Source organism: Streptomyces sp. NPDC057445 (assembly GCF_042802855.1).
Classification (GTDB): Bacteria; Actinomycetota; Actinomycetes; order Streptomycetales; family Streptomycetaceae; genus Streptomyces.
On record NZ_JBHVDH010000003.1, the window covers coordinates 247,922 to 264,272 of the forward strand.

Consider the following 16,351-nt stretch of genomic DNA (forward strand, 5'->3'; position numbering starts at 1 on the left):
TCGGCGGAACGCATCACCGGACACTGGCGGTGGGAGGGGACCGCGTTGATACGGGTACTGCTGGTGCACGACGCACACCTGATGAGATCGGCGCTGGCGGCGCTGCTCGGGAGGGAAGGCGACCTCGAGGTCACCGCGTCCTCCTGGCGCACCGCCGCGGGCCGGGCGCAGTCGCTGCGCCCCCATGTGTGCGTCGTGGACGTCGACTGCCCCGGCTCTGCGGTGTTGGGCACGGTGGCTGGTCTCGCCCGGCGCGTGACGGGGAAGGGGGCCGCCATGCTCGTCCTGACCACGGACTCCAGACCCGGCCTGCTGCGCCGCGCCTTCGACGCCGGAGTCCTCGGCTACGTCAGCAAGGACGCGGGCCCGCAGCGATTACTCGACGGCATCCGGCGGGTCGCCGCGGGTGAACGTTTCGTCGACGAAGCGCTCGCCTTCTGCTTCCTCCAGGCCGCCGAGATGCCGCTCACCCCCCGCGAACTGAGCGTGCTGAGACTGGCCGCCGAGGGCTCCACGGTCTCCGAGATCGCGCGCAGCCTCCATCTCTCTCTGGGGACCGTCCGCAACTACATGTCCGCGATCACCCGCAAGACCGGAGCCCGCAACCGGGTGGACGCGATACGGATCTCGCAGCACGCGGGCTGGGTCTGACCGGCCGCGCCGGGCGCGCGTGAGCCGTGTGGGGGCGTTCCGCCGGCGGCCGGGCCGCCACGCGGCTCACGCGCGCCCGGACCCCCAGTGCCCCACCAGATCCCGGTACATCTCCGACCGGTCGAGCAGGTCCTCATGGCGCCCGCAGGTGGCACGCACACCGTCCAGCACCAGCACCCGGTCGGCCCGCCGCGCCGAACTGATCCGGTGGGCGATCACCATCAGCGTTCCCGGCCGCTCGATGAACGCCCGCTCGGCCCGCGCCTCGGCCGCCGGGTCCAGATGGCACGTGGCCTCGTCGAGGAGGACGAGTCCTGCCGGTGAGAGATACGCACGCGTGAGCGCGACGAGCTGACGTTCCCCCTGGGAGAGGACCGCAGGGTCGACCGGCTCGTCCGGCCCCCCGAGCCTGCGCACCAGGGAGTCGAGTCCGACCGCCTCCGCCGCGGCGTCGACCGCGGCGGAGGGCGCCCCGCCGGGGGACAGATACAGGAGGTTCTCCCGCAGACTCCCGCTGAACACGTACGCCTCCTGCGGTATGAGCACCCGCGAGAACGCGGACTCATGCCGGTCGGGGCGCCGTACGGGCGAACCACCGAGGCGCAGCTCCCCGCTGTCGGGCACGAGGAGCCCGGCCACCAGCCCGAACAGGGTGGACTTCCCGATACCGCTGGGGCCGACCACAGCCAGATGCCCACCCGGCTCCACCACCAGGTCGAGACCGTCCACGACGGGCCGCGCCCCCGGCCCGTAGGCGAACGACACCGCCCGCAGCTCCACGCGCGGACCGACGGCCCCGCCGGGCGGCGCTTCCTCCCGGTGGGCCGCCGCGCCCGTACCCGCCGTGCCGGCGGGGGCGGGCGAGGTCCCGTTCGACGGTGGGCGGGCCTGCGCAGGCAGCAGCGCGGCCGGCTCGCGGGTGCCGACGGTGTCGGCACGGCCGGCGTCGCGGCCGAGGTGGGAGTGGCCGACGCGATCAGCCCGGCAGCCGAGGTCAGCGCGCTCGGCAGGTCCAGAACCGTCAGCGAGGTGAGCGGGGTCGGTACGGTCAGCCGGGCCGACACGGCCGACGCAATCAGCCCGGTCAGCCCGGCAGCCGAAGTCAGCACCGTCAACCAGGTCAGCGCGCTCGGCGCGACCGGCACCATCAGCAAGGTGAACAGGGTCGGTACAGTCAGCCGGGCCGACACGGCCGACGCAATCAGCCCGGTCAGCCCGGCAGCCGAAGTCAGCACCGTCAACCAGGTCAGCGCGCTCGGCGCGACCGGCACCATCAGCAAGGTGAACAGGGTCGGTACGGTCAGCCGGGCCGACACGGCCGACGCAATCAGCCCGGTCAGCCCGGCAGCCGAGGTCAGCACCGTCAACCAGGTCAGCGCGCTCGGCGCGACCGGCACCATCAGCAAGGTGAGCGGGGTCGGTACGGTCAGCCTGGTCGGCGCCCACAGCCAAATCAGCCCGGCTGGCACGGTCGGCCGGGTCAAGGCGGTCGGCGCGGCCCCCCTCAGCCCGACCAGCCCAACCAGCGCGGCCCGCGGGATCGGCGGTGAGGTGGTCGAGGATGACCAGCAGCCGTGTGCCCGCGGCGCCCAGGCCCGTCATCAGCGTGTGGAGGGCCGGCAGCAGCGCCTGCGTCAGATAGGTGAGTGCCCCCAGGAGCGCCCCGGCCGTGATCCCCTGCCCGAGCAGCCACGGCGCCGCTGCCAGCAGCAGGACGACCGGCGACTGCCCTGCCACCCCGACGGCCAGCGTGCGTACGGCAGCCCAGCGGGCCAGCGACCGGGCGGCGCGGGTCTGGGCGTCGATCAGCTCCCCGGCCGCCTCGGCCGTCCGCTCGCCCGCGCCGCATGCGACGACGTCACGAAGACCGGGGACCAGCGAGCCGAGCCGCTGGGCGAGGTCCTCGTCGGTACGGAGGAACTCCCGCTGCCGGGCGGCCATGGGCGGGAGCGCGGCGAGAAACAGCAGCAGCCCGAGAAACAGCGGCGGCAGCACGACCAGCAGCAGCGCGGGAGCGAGGGCCGCCAGGCCCAGCAGCACCCCGGCGGAGGTGAAGACGAACGACCGCGTGACCAGGACCAGTCCGGCGAAGCCGTCCCGCGCCGACTCCGTCTGATGCGTCAGACGGGAGAGGGCCGTGCGGTCGGCATGCGTGCCGGTACCGGCCACCGCGGTCCTCAGGGCGGCGGTGACGACCCGGCGCACCAGCCCGTCCCGCAGCGGCTCCACGAGGTCGGCCAGCCGGCGGAAGACCCGGTCGGTGGCCGTTCCGCCCGCGACGATCGCCACCGCCGCCACCGCCAGCCAGGCCAGGCCCACCCCGGGCCGCCCGGCGAGGAAGCCGCGGTCCAGCGCCTGGGCCACGCCGTATCCGCCCAGGAAGGTCTGTACGGACTCCAGCAGCGACCAGCCGGCCAGGCCCAGCAGCACACGGCGCCGCCGCGCGAGAAACGGCCCCGCCCTGGACAGCACCCTGCGCAGCGCACCTCGCGGGTGGCTCCCGGCGGGCCCGCGGGCACGACCGCCCCTGGGCCCGGCCCCGGCCCCGGCCCGAACGACTGCCCGCTCCGGCGCCCGCGTCGTCCTGTGCCCGGCCGTCAACGCGACCCCTCCGACGGGTGGTTGTTCTCGTCGGCGGCGGCGAACACCGCGCGGTAGTCGGGCAGCGCCCACAGCTCCGCGTGCGGCCCGACGGCCCGGATCGTGCCGTCGTCGAGCCAGGCCACCAGGTCGGCGCGGGCCGCGGACGACGCCCTGTGGGCGATGACCAGTCGGGTACCGGGACGGACGTCGTGCATCAGCGCGCGTACGACCTGACGTTCCGTGACGCTGTCCAGACTGGATGTCGCGTCGTCGAGCACGAGCAGCCTGCCCGCATGGGCGAAGGCGCGTGCCAGCCCAAGCCGTTGTGCCTCACCGCCCGAGAGCGGGGCGTCGGCGAGCTCGGTGGAGTAGGCGCCAGGAAGCCGCCGGACGAACAGGTCCGCTCCCGCCGCCCGCGCCGCGGCGACGACCTCGTCCCCGGACGGTTCGTACGGCCCGAAGGCGATGGCCTCACCCACCGTCCCGCCGAAGAGCGCGGGCCGCTCGAAGGCGTACCCCACCTCGCGTCGCAGCACGCCCTGTTCGGCTTCGGGCAGCGGGACGCCGTCCAGCAGCACGGTTCCGCCGTCGGGATCGGCCAGCCGGCCTGCCAGCGCGGCCAGGACCGACTTGCCCGCGCCCGACCGGCCGACCAGGGCCAGGGTTGTGCCGCCGGGCACGACGAGATCCACGTCCCGGAGGACCGGCCGCCCGTCGCGCACCACGCCGACGCCGCGGAACTCCAGCCGTCCCGACCCGTGCGCGGGCAGTTCCCGGTTCCCGTACGCCATGACAGGTGCGGCCAGCACCTCGGCGGTGCGCCGGGCGGCTGCGCGCCCGCGCAGCAGGGCCGCGAGCTGTCCGACGACCGACCCGAGCCCGGCGGCCAGGGCGGCGTAGCGGAGGACGGCGAGCAGCTCTCCGACGGTCAGTTCACCGGCCGCGAGCCGCAGCCCGCCGACCGCGAGCACGGCGGTCTCCAGCAGCGGCAGCAGGACCGCGCCCCGGGCGACGGCCCTGCCGTACACCCGCCACACCTGCCGCCCGCGCACGGCGAGTTCGGGCAGCGGGGCCAGGACCCGGGCGCGCTCGCGCTCCTCCGTTCCGGCGGCGGCGACCGTACGGGCCCCACCGAGCGCCTCCACCAGCCGGGCGGCGATGTCGCCCTGGACCCGTTGGTAGTGCGCCACCCCGGCCGAGGTGTCGCGGGTGAACGCACGCAGCAGCAGAACCAGCACCGGGGCCCCGACCACGAAGACGGCTGCCGTCCAGACGTCGATCAGGGCCAGGGCCACGAGACCGCCCGCCGGCAGGACGAGGGCGGGAACCGCAGCCGCGGCGGTCGCGGGAGCCACGGCCGCCTCGTTCACATTTCCCGTCAGCCGGGTCACCAGGTCCCCGGAGGTGAAGCCTGCCGCACCACGGGGCCCCGCCGCGAGCACATGCCGCAGGGCGCGGCGGCGCAGCCATGCGGCGGAGCGCGCCGTGACCGTGCCGGTGAGCAGGGCGGAGGCGGCGTCGCACAGCATGTCCGCGGCGATGAGCGCGGCGCAGATCGCCGCCCACGCTCCGGCGTTCCCGTCCCCGGCGAGCACGAGGTCGAGTGTGCGGCCCAGCAGTGCGGGCAGAGCGATGGCGGCTGCCGCCGAGGCGATGCCGAGGGCCGCGACGGCCGCGATCCGCGCGGCTGAGGCGCGGGCGGCGCCCGTCAACAGGCCCCGGGCCCCGGCTCCCGCTCCGGACACGGCCCCGGCGCCCGCTCCGGACACCGATGCGGCTCCGGCCTCGGCCCCTCCCGGAACGTCACTGTCGCCGGCACGGGACGCCGGGGCGCCGGTCGGTCTGGGAGTCATGGATGGTTCCTCGTCGTCGGTGCGGAACGGTCCCGGGCGGATGACCGCCCGGGACCGGAGGACCGAGTCGCCGCCTTGCGGAGCGGACTCCGCACGGCGGCCGAGGGTCAGTTACAGGTGGTGACGCTCAGGCTGCTGTCGCCGCAGAGCAGCAGGCTGGCGCGGCTGCCACCACCGGTCGCGATGTCCTCGCCGAACTCGTCCTTGGGGGTCTCCATGCTCTGCAGGTCGAGAAGCGACATGTCGTCTTCCTTTCATCGGGGACGGTTGTTTCTTGCCATGACCCCTGTGTCAGGGGCCAGTTCGGGGGGCCGCGTGAGCGGCCGGGGGAAGCGGCGGCAGGAAGGGCAGCCGCACCGGGGCGTCGTGGAGGGCCGCGCCCAGCGCGAGCAGGCATCCCGCCGTGCCGGTGGCGAGATCCATGGACAGCCGCATCATCTGCTCGCCGGGGAAGGCGAGTCCGCCTTCGTAGGGGAGGGCGTGCCAGGACAGCACGCCGACCTGCCGGGCGAGGTCGGTGGCGGAGGTGCCGGGGCCGCTCGCGGTCGTCCGGCTCAGATACAGCACCATGCCGGCGGCTCCCCGGAACAGACCGGGCTGGGCGTAGAACTTCGCCTGCGCGGCCCGTACGATCCCGCTCCGCGCCCGCGCGAACCGTTCGTCGTCGCCGTGGGCGAGCCAGTCGTCCAGCACCATGCCGATACCGGCACTTCCCGCGCCGAGGTACGGCATCGTGCGCCAGCCCTCGTCGACCTGAAGCGTCCCGCGCTCGCCACGGACGACACAGCGGTCGAGGTCGCGGTGCAGCGCTTCGGCCGCGAGTGCGAGCAGGGCGGGGTCGCCGCTCCGCTCGTACAGGCGCAGTTGGAGCAGCGCCGCACCGCTCGCGCCGTGCAGCAGCCCTGCCCGCCGGGTCGCCCTGCCGCTGGACTCCGCGGATCTCTCCGCGACGAGACGTCCGCAGCGCGTGGCCGCGTCGTGCAGGGAGCTGTCGCCGGTGGCCGCGGCCAGCGCGTCCAGTGCGAGCCCGACGCCCGCCAGACCGCTGTGCAGGTCGGGACCCATCCCGGCCCAGTCCTGGGCCAGGACGATGTCGGCCAGCTCGAGGGCCCGTGCGGTGTGCCCGAGCCGGTGGAGGGTCCATGCGATGCCGGACAGTCCGTCGTAGAAGCCGGGCGGAGTGCCGGGGGCCGGGTCGCGCACCGCCCGCAGCAGCCATTCCTCGGCCTCCGGCCAACGGCCGCAGCCCGTCTCCGCGAAGGCGTGGAGCACTCCCGCAGCTCCGTTGGCGAAGCAGCTGCCGCCCGCGGGCCCGGCGAACTGGGCGATGTCGCCCGGGAAGCAGCGGTCCTCCCGCCCGAAGGTGGCCGATGCGCGGATGGCTGCGGCCATCGAGTCGCGGCTGTGCGGCCAGTCCCCCGGCTCGACGGGCAGATAGCCGCGGTTCCCGGTCTCCCGGCGCCTCTCGGAGGCAGAGCTCTCTTCGGGGGAGCGATGTGCGTCGGAGGCGCGATGGTCTTGGGAGGCGTGATGGTCTTGGGAGGCGCGATGCCCGTCCGGCCCTCGGCGCTCTCGCGAGGCACGGTGTCCCCGGGTGATCTCCGCGACCGCCTCGTCCAGGAAGGCGCGGTCCACCGGGAAGCTCTCCGCCACGATGTCCGCGAGATGCGCCGCCTTGGCGCGGTCCACCGCGAACAGGCTCGTCAGCGGCAGGAACAGGGCGAGTCGGAGGCAGGCGAGCGCGTACCGGTCGACGTCCGCGCCCCTGCGGTCGGCCGGTGCCACGAAGCCCGGGTTGGCGATGACCTGCCGCCGTCCCTCCTCGATCGGCGCCGCCGCCTCGAAGTCCAGCAGGACCACCGACGATTCGTCCTCCGAGACCATCACGTTGAACAGATGAAGGTCGTTGAAGACCACTCCGCGGGCATGGACCTCCGCCACGGCCCGCTCCACGAGCCCGTGGATGCGCAGCGCCCACTCCGTGTACTCGGCCAGCACCTGCGGGGCCGGGTCCTCCTCGATCAGAGGGTGGCGCAGGGCGAAGAAGCTGTTCAGCGGGCGGCCCTCGACGTACTCCAGCACCAGGAACCGGTGGTCCCCCAGGGTGAACCGGTCCAGCACCTCGGGTGTGCAGGACAGGCCCGAGAGCCGCTCCAGCGCGTCACCCTCCCGTTCGAGGCGGGTCACCGCGTCCGCACCGTCCGCGGCCAGACCCGCGTACGGCCGTCCCTCCTTGAGCACCACCTTGCGGCCCGTGCGCTTGTCCCGGGCAACGTAGACACCGCCGCCGTTGGAGAAGTGGAGGGCGCGCTCGACGGTGTACGGGATGTCGTGCGTGGTGGTGGCGGAGCGGGCGTCCAGGTGCGGCCGGAGGAAGTCGGGGAGAGTGATCCACGGCGGGACGTGGAAGGCGGGCTCCCTGCGGTCCGGTACGAGACGGCCCTCTGCGTTCTCGATCGCGGGGCGTAACTCCCCCCGCTCGTCCCGGCAGTGCCGCTCGGTGAAGCTGCCGTACCGCAGATGTACGGGTCCCTCTCCCCAGCGGAGATCGCTGAGGATGTACGGGCCGGGCTCACCGGTCAGGAGCGCGTCGAGGTCCTCGGCGATGGCACGGCACTGCGCGTCGTCCGCGGGGTAGACGGTGATGAACTTGCCGCTGCCGCCGCGGTCGGCGTACTTGGCGTTGCGGGTGTGCAGCAGATAGCGGCTCGGCATGAACTTGAAGGCGATGTCCCGGGGCACGCAGTAGTCCCACACCTGGGCGAGCACCTTCTCCGCATTGTCGAGACAGGCGGATATGTGAATCTTCCAGCCCTGTGAGGGGAGTTCGGCGGCGAGCGGCCGGTAGGCGAGCCAGTCGCCCGAGCGGTGCCGCCGCCAGCCCGCCGGCGCGGCGCGGCGCGCCGCTTCGTACAGCCGGCCGGTGCCGTCGCCGTCCTCTGCCAGCCGGTGCGGAGCGTCGTAGAACTGCCGGTCGACGTCGCAGAAGACGGCGTACCCCTTGTTCATGTCGCTCCTTCGCCCGGCTCGGCTGGCTGACGGCCATGAGGCTGTCACGGGCGAAGTGGGGCTGACAGTCACAGCTGTAACGAACAGCCCGTGAGGAACTCATGAGTAACCGACGTCCGGCACAGGCACACACTCGGGGAACGGCGGAGCGGGGAGAGCCCGATGGCTCTCCCCGCTCCGACTTCCCCGAGGTTCGACTGATTCAGCGCTTCATGAGCCTCCCTGTTGCTCCATGACGGTCGATGAGCAGAGCCCGGTACGTGGCAGCTTCGTCCGGCAGCAGGCCTTCGGCGAGCCTCCGTCCGCCGCCGGACGGACATCTGACGGTTCCTATGCCTGATCTCCTCACTGTCCGGGTCCGGTACTTCGCGGTCATACCGGCGGGCCTCCCTTCGTTGAGGATTTCTTCGGTATCGATCAACTGCCCGCCCAGAATAAGGACAAACGTCCTCTTATCGGGTGATGCTCGACGTCGGGTGCCTCCACCTCCCAGCCGCCCCGGCAGCGGACGATCACCGGACTCCCTCGCGCCGACGCGCGTCACGCAGGACACTTGACGTCCGGACCCGAGCTCTCGGAGGGGGACCACACATGCGGGACAGCCATCGGGCGGAAGCCGAGCGGCTGCTGGTACGTGCCGTCGAGGAGGAGGCGCGGCGCTCCGGCGGACGCTCCGACTCCGCGGCGCTGCTGGCGCGCGGGCGGGCTTCACTGGAGGCGATGGCGGACACGGCCGGCGAGGAGTACGCGGCGTACCTCCATGCCCTGGAGGAGGCGGAGGCGGGGCAGCCGTCGCTGGCGGCGGGGTTCAGCCGGCAGAACGTGTCGACTCCCGCACTCGTCACCGCTGTTGCCGCCGCCGCGGCGATCGGGGCGGACATGGCGCTGGGCACGGCGACAGGGACGGCCCTCGGCGCCGGGGCGGTCGTCGCCGTGGCCGGGGCCGCCGCGACCGTGGCCAAGGTGACCGCGTCGCACTGGCCGGCCGCGCACCGCAGGGCCGGGGCGCTGGGCCAGCCCGGCGGCCCCGAGCAGCTGCGGCTGCAGTGGCTGACCGCCCTGGAGATAAGGGGAATCCGCCCGTTCCTGGACCAGCAGCGGATGCTGACGTCCACCACGGCCAGGCCCGCGAAGAAGACGGCGTCCAGCCCTGTCCTGCGCGGTGGGGACCGGAGTCAGGCGGCACGCAGGCGGAGTGTGCTCGAGCAGTCGTTCGGGCATCTGCCCGCGCCCGACGGGCCGTTCGCGGGCCGGCGGGAGGCGATGACGAGGATCGCACAGTGGGTGCATGCGGCACGGGCCTCGACGGAGACGAAGCCGACGGTGGTCGTGCTGCACGGCGAACCCGGCTCGGGCAGGACGGCGCTCGCGGTGCGCGCCGCACACCATCTCAAGGACCAGTTCCGGGGCGCCTGCGTCGTCGATCTGCGCGGCGGCTCGGCCGACGAGCAGCCGCTGTCCACGCGCGACGCACTGCTGCATCTGCTGAACCGGCTGGGCGCTCCCCGGGAGCAGCTGCTGTTCCGCGAACGGTCCTCGGCCGAGCACCAGGTGCGTCGGCTGAGCGAGCTGTACCACCAGCATCTGACCGGGCTGCCGGTCACGGTCGTCCTGGACGACGCGAGCGACGCCGGGCAGGTCAGGACGCTGGTACCGGAGCGTTCGGACTCGCTCGTGCTGGTCACTTCCCGTAAGCCGCTCGAGCTGCCGGAGGACATCCCGGCCTGGGTGCATCAGCTGCCGGTGGAGGCGCTGGACGCGGCAGGTGCGGAGGAGCTGCTGAAGGCGGCGGCCGAAGAGTCGCAGGAAGGCCCCTACGACGCCCGGTCGACCGACTCCGTAAGGGAGTTGTGCGGCGGGCTGCCGCTCGCGCTGCGGATCGCGGGCTCCTCGCTGGGGGCCCGCACCGCACAGGAACTCGCCGCGGACCTGTCCGCGTACGGCCCGGTCGGGCCGGTCGAGCGGGCCCTGTGGCTGCGCTACACCGACCAGTCGGAGCAGGCCCGCAGGCTGCTGCGCCGGCTCGCCCTCGCCGGGCGGGCGTCGCTCGGGGCCGCAGCCGCGGCGGCGCTGCTGGCCACGAACGAGACGGAGGGGCAGCGGCTGCTGTCGGGGCTCGCCCGGGCCGGGCTGCTGGACCATGTGCGTGGGGGTCCCTCCACGCCGCAGGGCGTAGGGGGAGAGCGCTACCGCCTCCACGACGTCGTCAGGGCCTTCGCGCACGCGCGGCTCCTGGACGAGGACGAGCCGGCCGAGCGCACCGCCGCGCAGGAGCGGCTGATCATCGCGTACGCCGAGCTCGCGGACTCGGTGATCCGGCTCGTCGACGGGAAGACCTCGACCCGCGCCAACCAATTCGACGGCCACGGCTTCTCCTCGCTGGACGCGGCGCTGCGCTGGCTGGACGACGAGTCGAGCTTCATCACGGCGGCGCTGCGGCACGCGGAGGGCGTCGACCAGCAGGCCGTACTGAATCTGCTGGGTGCTCTGTGCGACTACTGCCTGCTGCGCGGCGATCTCTACCGTCTGGGCGAGATCAACGACCTCACTCAGGCCGTCGACCAGGGCCTGCTGATCCGCTCGGTCCAGTGGCGCACCGGTATCGCCGCCCGTCAGCTCGGCGAGCTCGACAAGGCGCGTACGACCCTGTCGTCGGTGGTGGACCTGTACCGCGAGGCGCAGCACGACGCGGGCGCCGCCCGCGCCCTGTGTTCCCTGGGCATCACCCTCCACCACCAGGGCAATCTCGTGGAGGCCTCGGCCAGGCTGCGCGAGGCGATCGAGCTGCAGTCGTCCGACGTGCTGGCCGCCGACCGTGCCTGGACCCTGCACGCGCTGGCCGCCGTCGAACGTGACCGGGCCAATCTCGCCGAGGCGCTCACCCTGCTCTCCAACGCGCTGACGCTGCACCGGGGTGGCGAGTCCCTGCACGGCGAGGCCTGGACCCACTTCCAGCTCGGCCAGGTGTGTCTGCGCATGGGCGATGTGCCGCGCGCCGAGTCGGAGCTGCACGAGGCCCTCGATCTGTACGGGCGGATGCGGGACGACCGGGGCGAGGCGTGGGCCCTCACCCAGCTCGCCCGTGCCCGGCTGGTCGACGGCGACCCGTCACCGGCGGTCGACCGGTTGCGCCAGGCGCTCTCCCGGCACCGTGACAGCGAGGACGCGCGCGGCGAGGCGTGGACCCTCTACTACCTGGGCCAGGCCCTGGAGGAATGCGGCGACCGCGATCAGGCGGTGCGCGAACTGGAACGAGCCCGCACGATGTTCTCGCGGATGCGGGACGTCTACGGCCTGGCCTGTGCCCGCCACCACTCCGGCCGCGCCACCCGTGACCAGCGCGCCGCACAGACCGGCAACCTCCGCAATTCCGGCTTCGCCCGCCAGCTCCTCGTCGACGCCCGCGCGGACTTCCACCGCATCGGGGTGGCGCATGGAGAGGCCTGGACCTGTCTGGAACTCGCCATCATCGACGCGGGCAACGACCGCGCGTCCCAGGCGCTCGCCCTCTGCGACGAGGCGGTCGCGCTCTTCGCCTCGTACCACGACCGCCGCGGCGGCGACTGGGCGCGCTTCCTGCGCTGCACGCTCCTCCCGTACGCGTCGGCGGGCGGCGTCGAGATCGGCACGGTCGTCGCCCAGGAGGAACTCGCGCGGCTCCGCGAGGAAGGCCACCGGACCCGCGACGGCAAGCTGGAGGACTGCATGGAGGCCTTCGCCGTGGTCCTGGAGCGGGGCGTGCGGCTGGAGGACGCCTGGCAGGTCTGGTCGCTCGGCATGGTGCCGAACCGGCACGCCCGGGAGGTGATGGGGGTGCCGGTGGAGACGGCACACGGGTGACTCCCACCTGCCCCGGCGGGGAGAGGGGAGTCACCCGCCGACGCCTACTCCTTGGCCGCGGACCCGGACCCGGCCGCGGCGGCGCCCTTCGGCGCGGCCGGGGCGCCCGCCTCCGGTGCCTCCTCGAAGTTCACCCGCCCCATGTGCCGGTTCATGGACTTCATCAGCAGCCACACGCCCACGGCGAGCGCCGCGAAGACGAGGAAGCCGAGGAGGCCCGGAGTCACCTTGTTCTTGTCCAGCCCGGTCGCGGCGAGCGGGACGAGGTGGGTCACAGCGAGGTTTGCGCTCATGTCAGGCATTGTCGCGGATGCCCGCGAAGAGGTCGCTCTCGGGGAGGGAGGTATCGACGAGGGACTTCGCGAGCTCGTACTCCTCGGTCGGCCAGACCTCCTTCTGGATGTCCATCGGGACGCGGAACCAGCCGCCGTCCGGATCGATCTGCGTCGCGTGGGCGATCAGGGCCTTGTCACGGATCTCGAAGAAGTCGGCGCACGGGACGTACGTGGTCAGCGTCCGCTCGGCACGCTGGAACTCCTTCCAGCGCTCCAGCCACTCGCCGTAGGGGGACTCCAGGCCGCGGGCGAGCAGCGCCTCGTGCAGGGCGACCGTGCGCGGGCGGTTGAAGCCCTGGTTGTAGTAGAGCTTCCGGGGCTGCCATGCCGTGCCGTACTCGGACTCGGGGTACTTCTCGGTGTCGGCCGCGCCCTCGAAGGCCACCATCGTGATCTTGTGGGTCATGATGTGGTCGGGGTGCGGGTAGCCGCCGTTCTCGTCGTACGTCGTGATCACCTGGGGGCGGAACGAGCGGATGCTCCGCACCAGTTCGCCGGCCGCCTTGTCGACGTCCTCCAGGGCGAAACAGCCCTCGGGAAGCGGGGGCAGCGGGTCGCCCTCGGGAAGGCCGGAGTCGACGAAGCCCAGCCACTCCTGCTTGACGCCCAGGATCTCGCGGGCCTCGTCCATCTCCTTGCGGCGGACCTCGTGGATGTTCTCCTCGATGAACTTGTCCCCCTGGAGCTTCGGGTTGAGGATGGAGCCGCGCTCGCCCCCCGTGCAGGTCACGACCAGCACGTCCACCCCCTCGGACACATACTTGGCCATCGTCGCCGCACCCTTGCTCGACTCGTCGTCGGGGTGGGCGTGAACGGCCATAAGTCGCAGCTGCTCAGTCAAGACTCGATCCTCAGCGATTGGTCGAATTGTCGGTGCCGTCCCGCCGGGTCCGTCGGTGCGGGGTGCCGGTCGGGCGGCGGCGGCAGGCTTCTATAGTGACGGAATAGGGGGGCGGAAAAATTCCGGTGTCCCGCACTCTGGGAGGACGATCATGACCCCGTCGCGCGAGCAGGTTCCCGGGGGCCGCTACGGCCGCTCGGCGGACGAGCGCGCGGACCGTGGGCTCAAGATCGTGGGCGCCGTGCTGGGCGCGGGTCTGCTCGCCATGATCACGTGGTTCGGTTACGACTACATCAGCGGTCAGCGGATCAGCGCCGAGATGATCAAGTGGGACGTGACCGCGGACGACCAGGTCCAGGTCCATCTCGAGGTCCGCAAGGACAAGGACGTCAAGGGCTACTGCACTCTGCGCTCACGCGCCGACGACGGCAGCGAGGTCGGCCGCAGGGACGTCCGTTTCGACGCTCCCGGGAGCCGCGTCGACGAGGTCGTCACGGTGCGTACAACGGCGAGGGCGACCAGCGCCGAGCTGGCGGGCTGCACCGCCGACAGCGGGCCGAAAGGCTGAGACGCACCGCGGTCTCTCCACGCCTGACCTGCGTTGATGCATTCTTGAGGCCTTTTGGTCCTCCCCCTTTCCGCCTCGGATTGTTAGGCTCGTGGTTTCGCCCACTCCTGGAGGCACATGCTTCTGGGTAGGGCGATGCTTTGTATTCCCAGTACCTACGAGGAGCACCTGTGACCCAGACCAGTGAGAACGTCACCTGGCTCACCCAGGAGGCGTACAACCAGCTCAAGGCCGAGCTGGAGTACCTGTCTGGTCCCGCGCGCGTCGAGATCGCGAAGAAGATCGAGGCGGCCCGTGAGGAGGGCGACCTGCGGGAGAACGGCGGGTACCACGCGGCCAAGGAGGAGCAGGGCAAGCAGGAGCTCCGTGTGCGCCAGCTGACCCAGCTCCTGGAGAAGGCGAAGGTCGGCGAGGCCCCGGCGGACGACGGCACGGTGGCCCCCGGCATGGTCGTCACGGTCGCCTTCGACGGCGACGAGAGCGACACCGAGACCTTCCTGCTCGCCTCCCGCGAGTACGCGTCGGGGGACATCTCGACGTACTCCCCGCAGTCGCCGCTCGGCGCCGGCGTCAACGGCAAGAGGGTCGGCGAGGAAGCCCAGTACGAGCTCCCGAACGGCAGGACCGCCATGGTCAAGGTCCTCGAAGCCAAGCCGTACCAGAGCTGAGCCCCGCCGCACGCAGGCTGTCTGCCGTATGCACAAGGCCCCCCGCACCTTCGGGTGCGGGGGGCCTTCGGCTTCTGCGAGCGGCGATACGGGTCAGACCGTCGCCGAGCGGTACTTGCGGACCGCCAGGGTCCGGAAGAACAGCAGGATCGCCACCGACCAGAGCACCGAGGCCAGGATCGGGTGCTGCATGGGCCAGGCGTCGGGGGTCTTGAAGTTGGGCGGGAGATTGCCGAACAGCTCACGGCAGGCCTGCACCGTGGCGCTGAAGGGGTTCCACTCGGCGATGTGCCGCAGGAAGGTCGGCATCTGGTTGGCGTCCACGAAGGCGTTCGAGATGAACGTCAGCGGGAAGAGCCAGATCAGTCCGCCGGACGTGGCGGCCTCCGGCGTACGGACCGAGAGGCCGATCAGCGCGCCGATCCAGGAGAACGCGTACCCGAGCAGGAGCAGCAGCCCGAAGCCGAGCAGCACCTTCCCGAGGTTCTCGTGGGTCCGCCAGCCGACGATCAGCGCGACGACGGCGAGCACGACGAGCGTGAGTGCCGTCTGCACCAGGTCGGCGAGCGTGCGGCCGGTGAGGACCGCGCCGCGCGCCATGGGCAGCGACCGGAAGCGGTCGATGAGGCCCTTGTGCATGTCGTCGGCGATGCCCGCACCCGCACCAGCGGTGGCGAAGGTGACGGTCTGGGCGAAGATGCCCGCCATCAGGAACTCCCGGTAGGCCTGCGGCGAGGTGGAACCGCCGACCTGGATCGAGCCGCCGAACACGTAGGTGAAGAGCACCACGAACATGATCGGCTGGATCATCCCGAAGATGATCATTTCCGGGATCCGGGTCATCCGGATGAGATTGCGCTTGGCGACGACGAGCGAGTCACCGACCGCCTGCGCGATGCCGCCGCGCGGGCGGGGCGCCGCGACGCGGTCCGCCGCTTCCTGGACGGTGGTCACTTCACGGCCTCCTTCTTGGCCTTGCGGTCCTTCGCCGGCCGGGCCGCCGGCACTTCACCGTTCTCCGCGCCCTGCTCGGCGTGGTGGCCGGTCAGCGAGAGGAAGACGTCGTCGAGGGTGGGACGGCGCAGACCGATGTCGTCGATCTCGACCCCCCGGGAGTCGAGATCGCGGATGACCTCGGCCAGCAGCTTGGCGCCGCCGGTGACGGGGACGGTCAGCTTGCGGGTGTGGTCCTCGACGGTGACCTCGCCCTTGCCGAAGCCCGCCAGAACGCTGCGGGCCGGGGAGATCTGATCCCGCTGGTGGACGACGACCTCCACGCGCTCGCCGCCCGTGCGCGCCTTGAGCTGGTCCGACGTCCCGCGGGCGATGACCTTGCCCTGGTCGACGACGCAGATGTCGTCGGCGAGATGGTCGGCCTCCTCCAGGTACTGGGTGGTCAGCAGCAGCGTCGTACCGCCGCCGACGAGTTCCTTGATGACCTCCCACAGCGCCTGGCGGTTGCGGGGGTCGAGGCCGGTGGTCGGCTCGTCCATGAACATCACGGGAGGCTGGACGACCAGGGCCGCGGCGAGGTCGAGACGGCGGCGCATACCGCCCGAGTAGGTCTTCGCGGTGCGGTCGGCGGCGTCGGCGAGATTGAACCGCTCCAGCAGCTCGGCCGCCCTGGTCTTCGCGGCCGCGGCGCTCATCTGGTAGAGACGGCCGACCATCTGGAGGTTCTCGCGGCCGGTCAGATACTCGTCGACCGCGGCGAACTGGCCGGAGAGACCGATGTTCCGGCGGACTTCGTTGGGGTTCTTGAGGACGTCGATGCCCGCGACGACCGCCTTGCCGCTGTCGGGCTGCAGCAGGGTGGTCAGTACGCGGACCGCGGTGGTCTTGCCGGCGCCGTTGGGGCCGAGCAGTCCGAGGACGGTGCCCTCGGGGACATCGAGATCAACGCCGTCCAGAGCCCGGACGTCGCCGAAGGTCTTCACCAGACCCTCGGCGTAAATGGCGCCTGGCATGTGGGTTCTCCCAGTGACGGTGAAGGGTTGCTGCGC

Annotated in this window: 12 protein-coding genes; 4 read left to right on the top strand and 8 right to left on the bottom strand. The window is 72.2% G+C overall.

Annotation, left to right across the window (positions count from 1 at the left end):
* Positions 1 to 81 precede the first annotated feature (81 nt).
* Positions 82 to 651 carry a LuxR C-terminal-related transcriptional regulator gene (locus ACFU5O_RS09050; protein WP_384238927.1) on the top strand — a complete coding sequence of 190 codons (570 nt, stop codon included), beginning with the start codon at positions 82 to 84 and terminating at the stop codon, positions 649 to 651.
* A gap of 66 nt (positions 652 to 717) precedes the next feature.
* Here the strand turns inward: ACFU5O_RS09050 and ACFU5O_RS09055 are convergent, their stop codons facing one another.
* The 4 genes from ACFU5O_RS09055 to lanKC all read right to left on the bottom strand — a co-directional run bounded on the left by ACFU5O_RS09055 (position 718) and on the right by lanKC (position 8,096).
* A complete protein-coding gene (locus ACFU5O_RS09055) occupies positions 718 to 3,123 on the bottom strand; it encodes an ATP-binding cassette domain-containing protein (RefSeq protein WP_384238233.1) in 2,406 nt (801 codons plus the stop codon).
* Positions 3,124 to 3,248: 125 nt separating this feature from the next.
* Positions 3,249 to 5,087 (bottom strand): ATP-binding cassette domain-containing protein, encoded by a 1,839-nt coding sequence (locus tag ACFU5O_RS09060; protein WP_384238235.1) that lies wholly within the window; start codon positions 5,085 to 5,087, stop codon positions 3,249 to 3,251.
* 107 nt (positions 5,088 to 5,194) lie between these two features.
* A complete protein-coding gene (locus ACFU5O_RS09065; RefSeq protein ID WP_384238237.1) occupies positions 5,195 to 5,329 on the bottom strand; it encodes a SapB/AmfS family lanthipeptide in 135 nt (44 codons plus the stop codon).
* A gap of 49 nt (positions 5,330 to 5,378) precedes the next feature.
* Positions 5,379 to 8,096: a class III lanthionine synthetase LanKC gene (gene lanKC, locus ACFU5O_RS09070; RefSeq protein WP_384238239.1), complete on the bottom strand. Its 2,718-nt coding sequence runs from the start codon at positions 8,094 to 8,096 to the stop codon at positions 5,379 to 5,381.
* A gap of 591 nt (positions 8,097 to 8,687) precedes the next feature.
* Between lanKC and ACFU5O_RS09075 the strand changes: the two genes are divergently transcribed.
* Entirely contained in the window at positions 8,688 to 11,936 is a 3,249-nt protein-coding gene (locus tag ACFU5O_RS09075; protein ID WP_384238241.1) for a tetratricopeptide repeat protein, read from the top strand.
* 44 nt (positions 11,937 to 11,980) lie between these two features.
* Here the strand turns inward: ACFU5O_RS09075 and ACFU5O_RS09080 are convergent, their stop codons facing one another.
* Positions 11,981 to 12,238 (bottom strand): hypothetical protein, encoded by a 258-nt coding sequence (locus ACFU5O_RS09080; RefSeq protein ID WP_384238243.1) that lies wholly within the window; start codon positions 12,236 to 12,238, stop codon positions 11,981 to 11,983.
* On the bottom strand, positions 12,231 to 13,112 hold the full coding sequence (mca, locus tag ACFU5O_RS09085; protein ID WP_384238245.1) for a mycothiol conjugate amidase Mca: 882 nt from the start codon (positions 13,110 to 13,112) through the stop codon (positions 12,231 to 12,233). The genes ACFU5O_RS09080 and mca overlap by 8 nt, the downstream gene beginning before the upstream one ends.
* 151 nt (positions 13,113 to 13,263) lie before the next feature.
* Here mca and ACFU5O_RS09090 point away from each other — a divergent pair, with 151 nt between their 5' ends.
* Positions 13,264 to 13,680: a DUF4307 domain-containing protein gene (locus tag ACFU5O_RS09090; protein WP_384238247.1), complete on the top strand. Its 417-nt coding sequence runs from the start codon at positions 13,264 to 13,266 to the stop codon at positions 13,678 to 13,680.
* 170 nt (positions 13,681 to 13,850) lie between these two features.
* The gene (greA, locus tag ACFU5O_RS09095; RefSeq protein ID WP_384238249.1) at positions 13,851 to 14,348 is read left to right on the top strand and encodes a transcription elongation factor GreA; all 498 of its coding nucleotides are present in this window, start codon (positions 13,851 to 13,853) and stop codon (positions 14,346 to 14,348) included.
* Positions 14,349 to 14,441: 93 nt separating this feature from the next.
* Here the strand turns inward: greA and ACFU5O_RS09100 are convergent, their stop codons facing one another.
* Complete coding sequence (locus ACFU5O_RS09100) at positions 14,442 to 15,245, bottom strand: ABC transporter permease (RefSeq protein ID WP_384238929.1); 804 nt, start codon at positions 15,243 to 15,245, stop codon at positions 14,442 to 14,444.
* 53 nt (positions 15,246 to 15,298) lie between these two features.
* On the bottom strand, positions 15,299 to 16,315 hold the full coding sequence (locus ACFU5O_RS09105) for an ATP-binding cassette domain-containing protein (protein WP_384238251.1): 1,017 nt from the start codon (positions 16,313 to 16,315) through the stop codon (positions 15,299 to 15,301).
* Between the last annotated feature and the right edge of the window lie 36 nt (positions 16,316 to 16,351).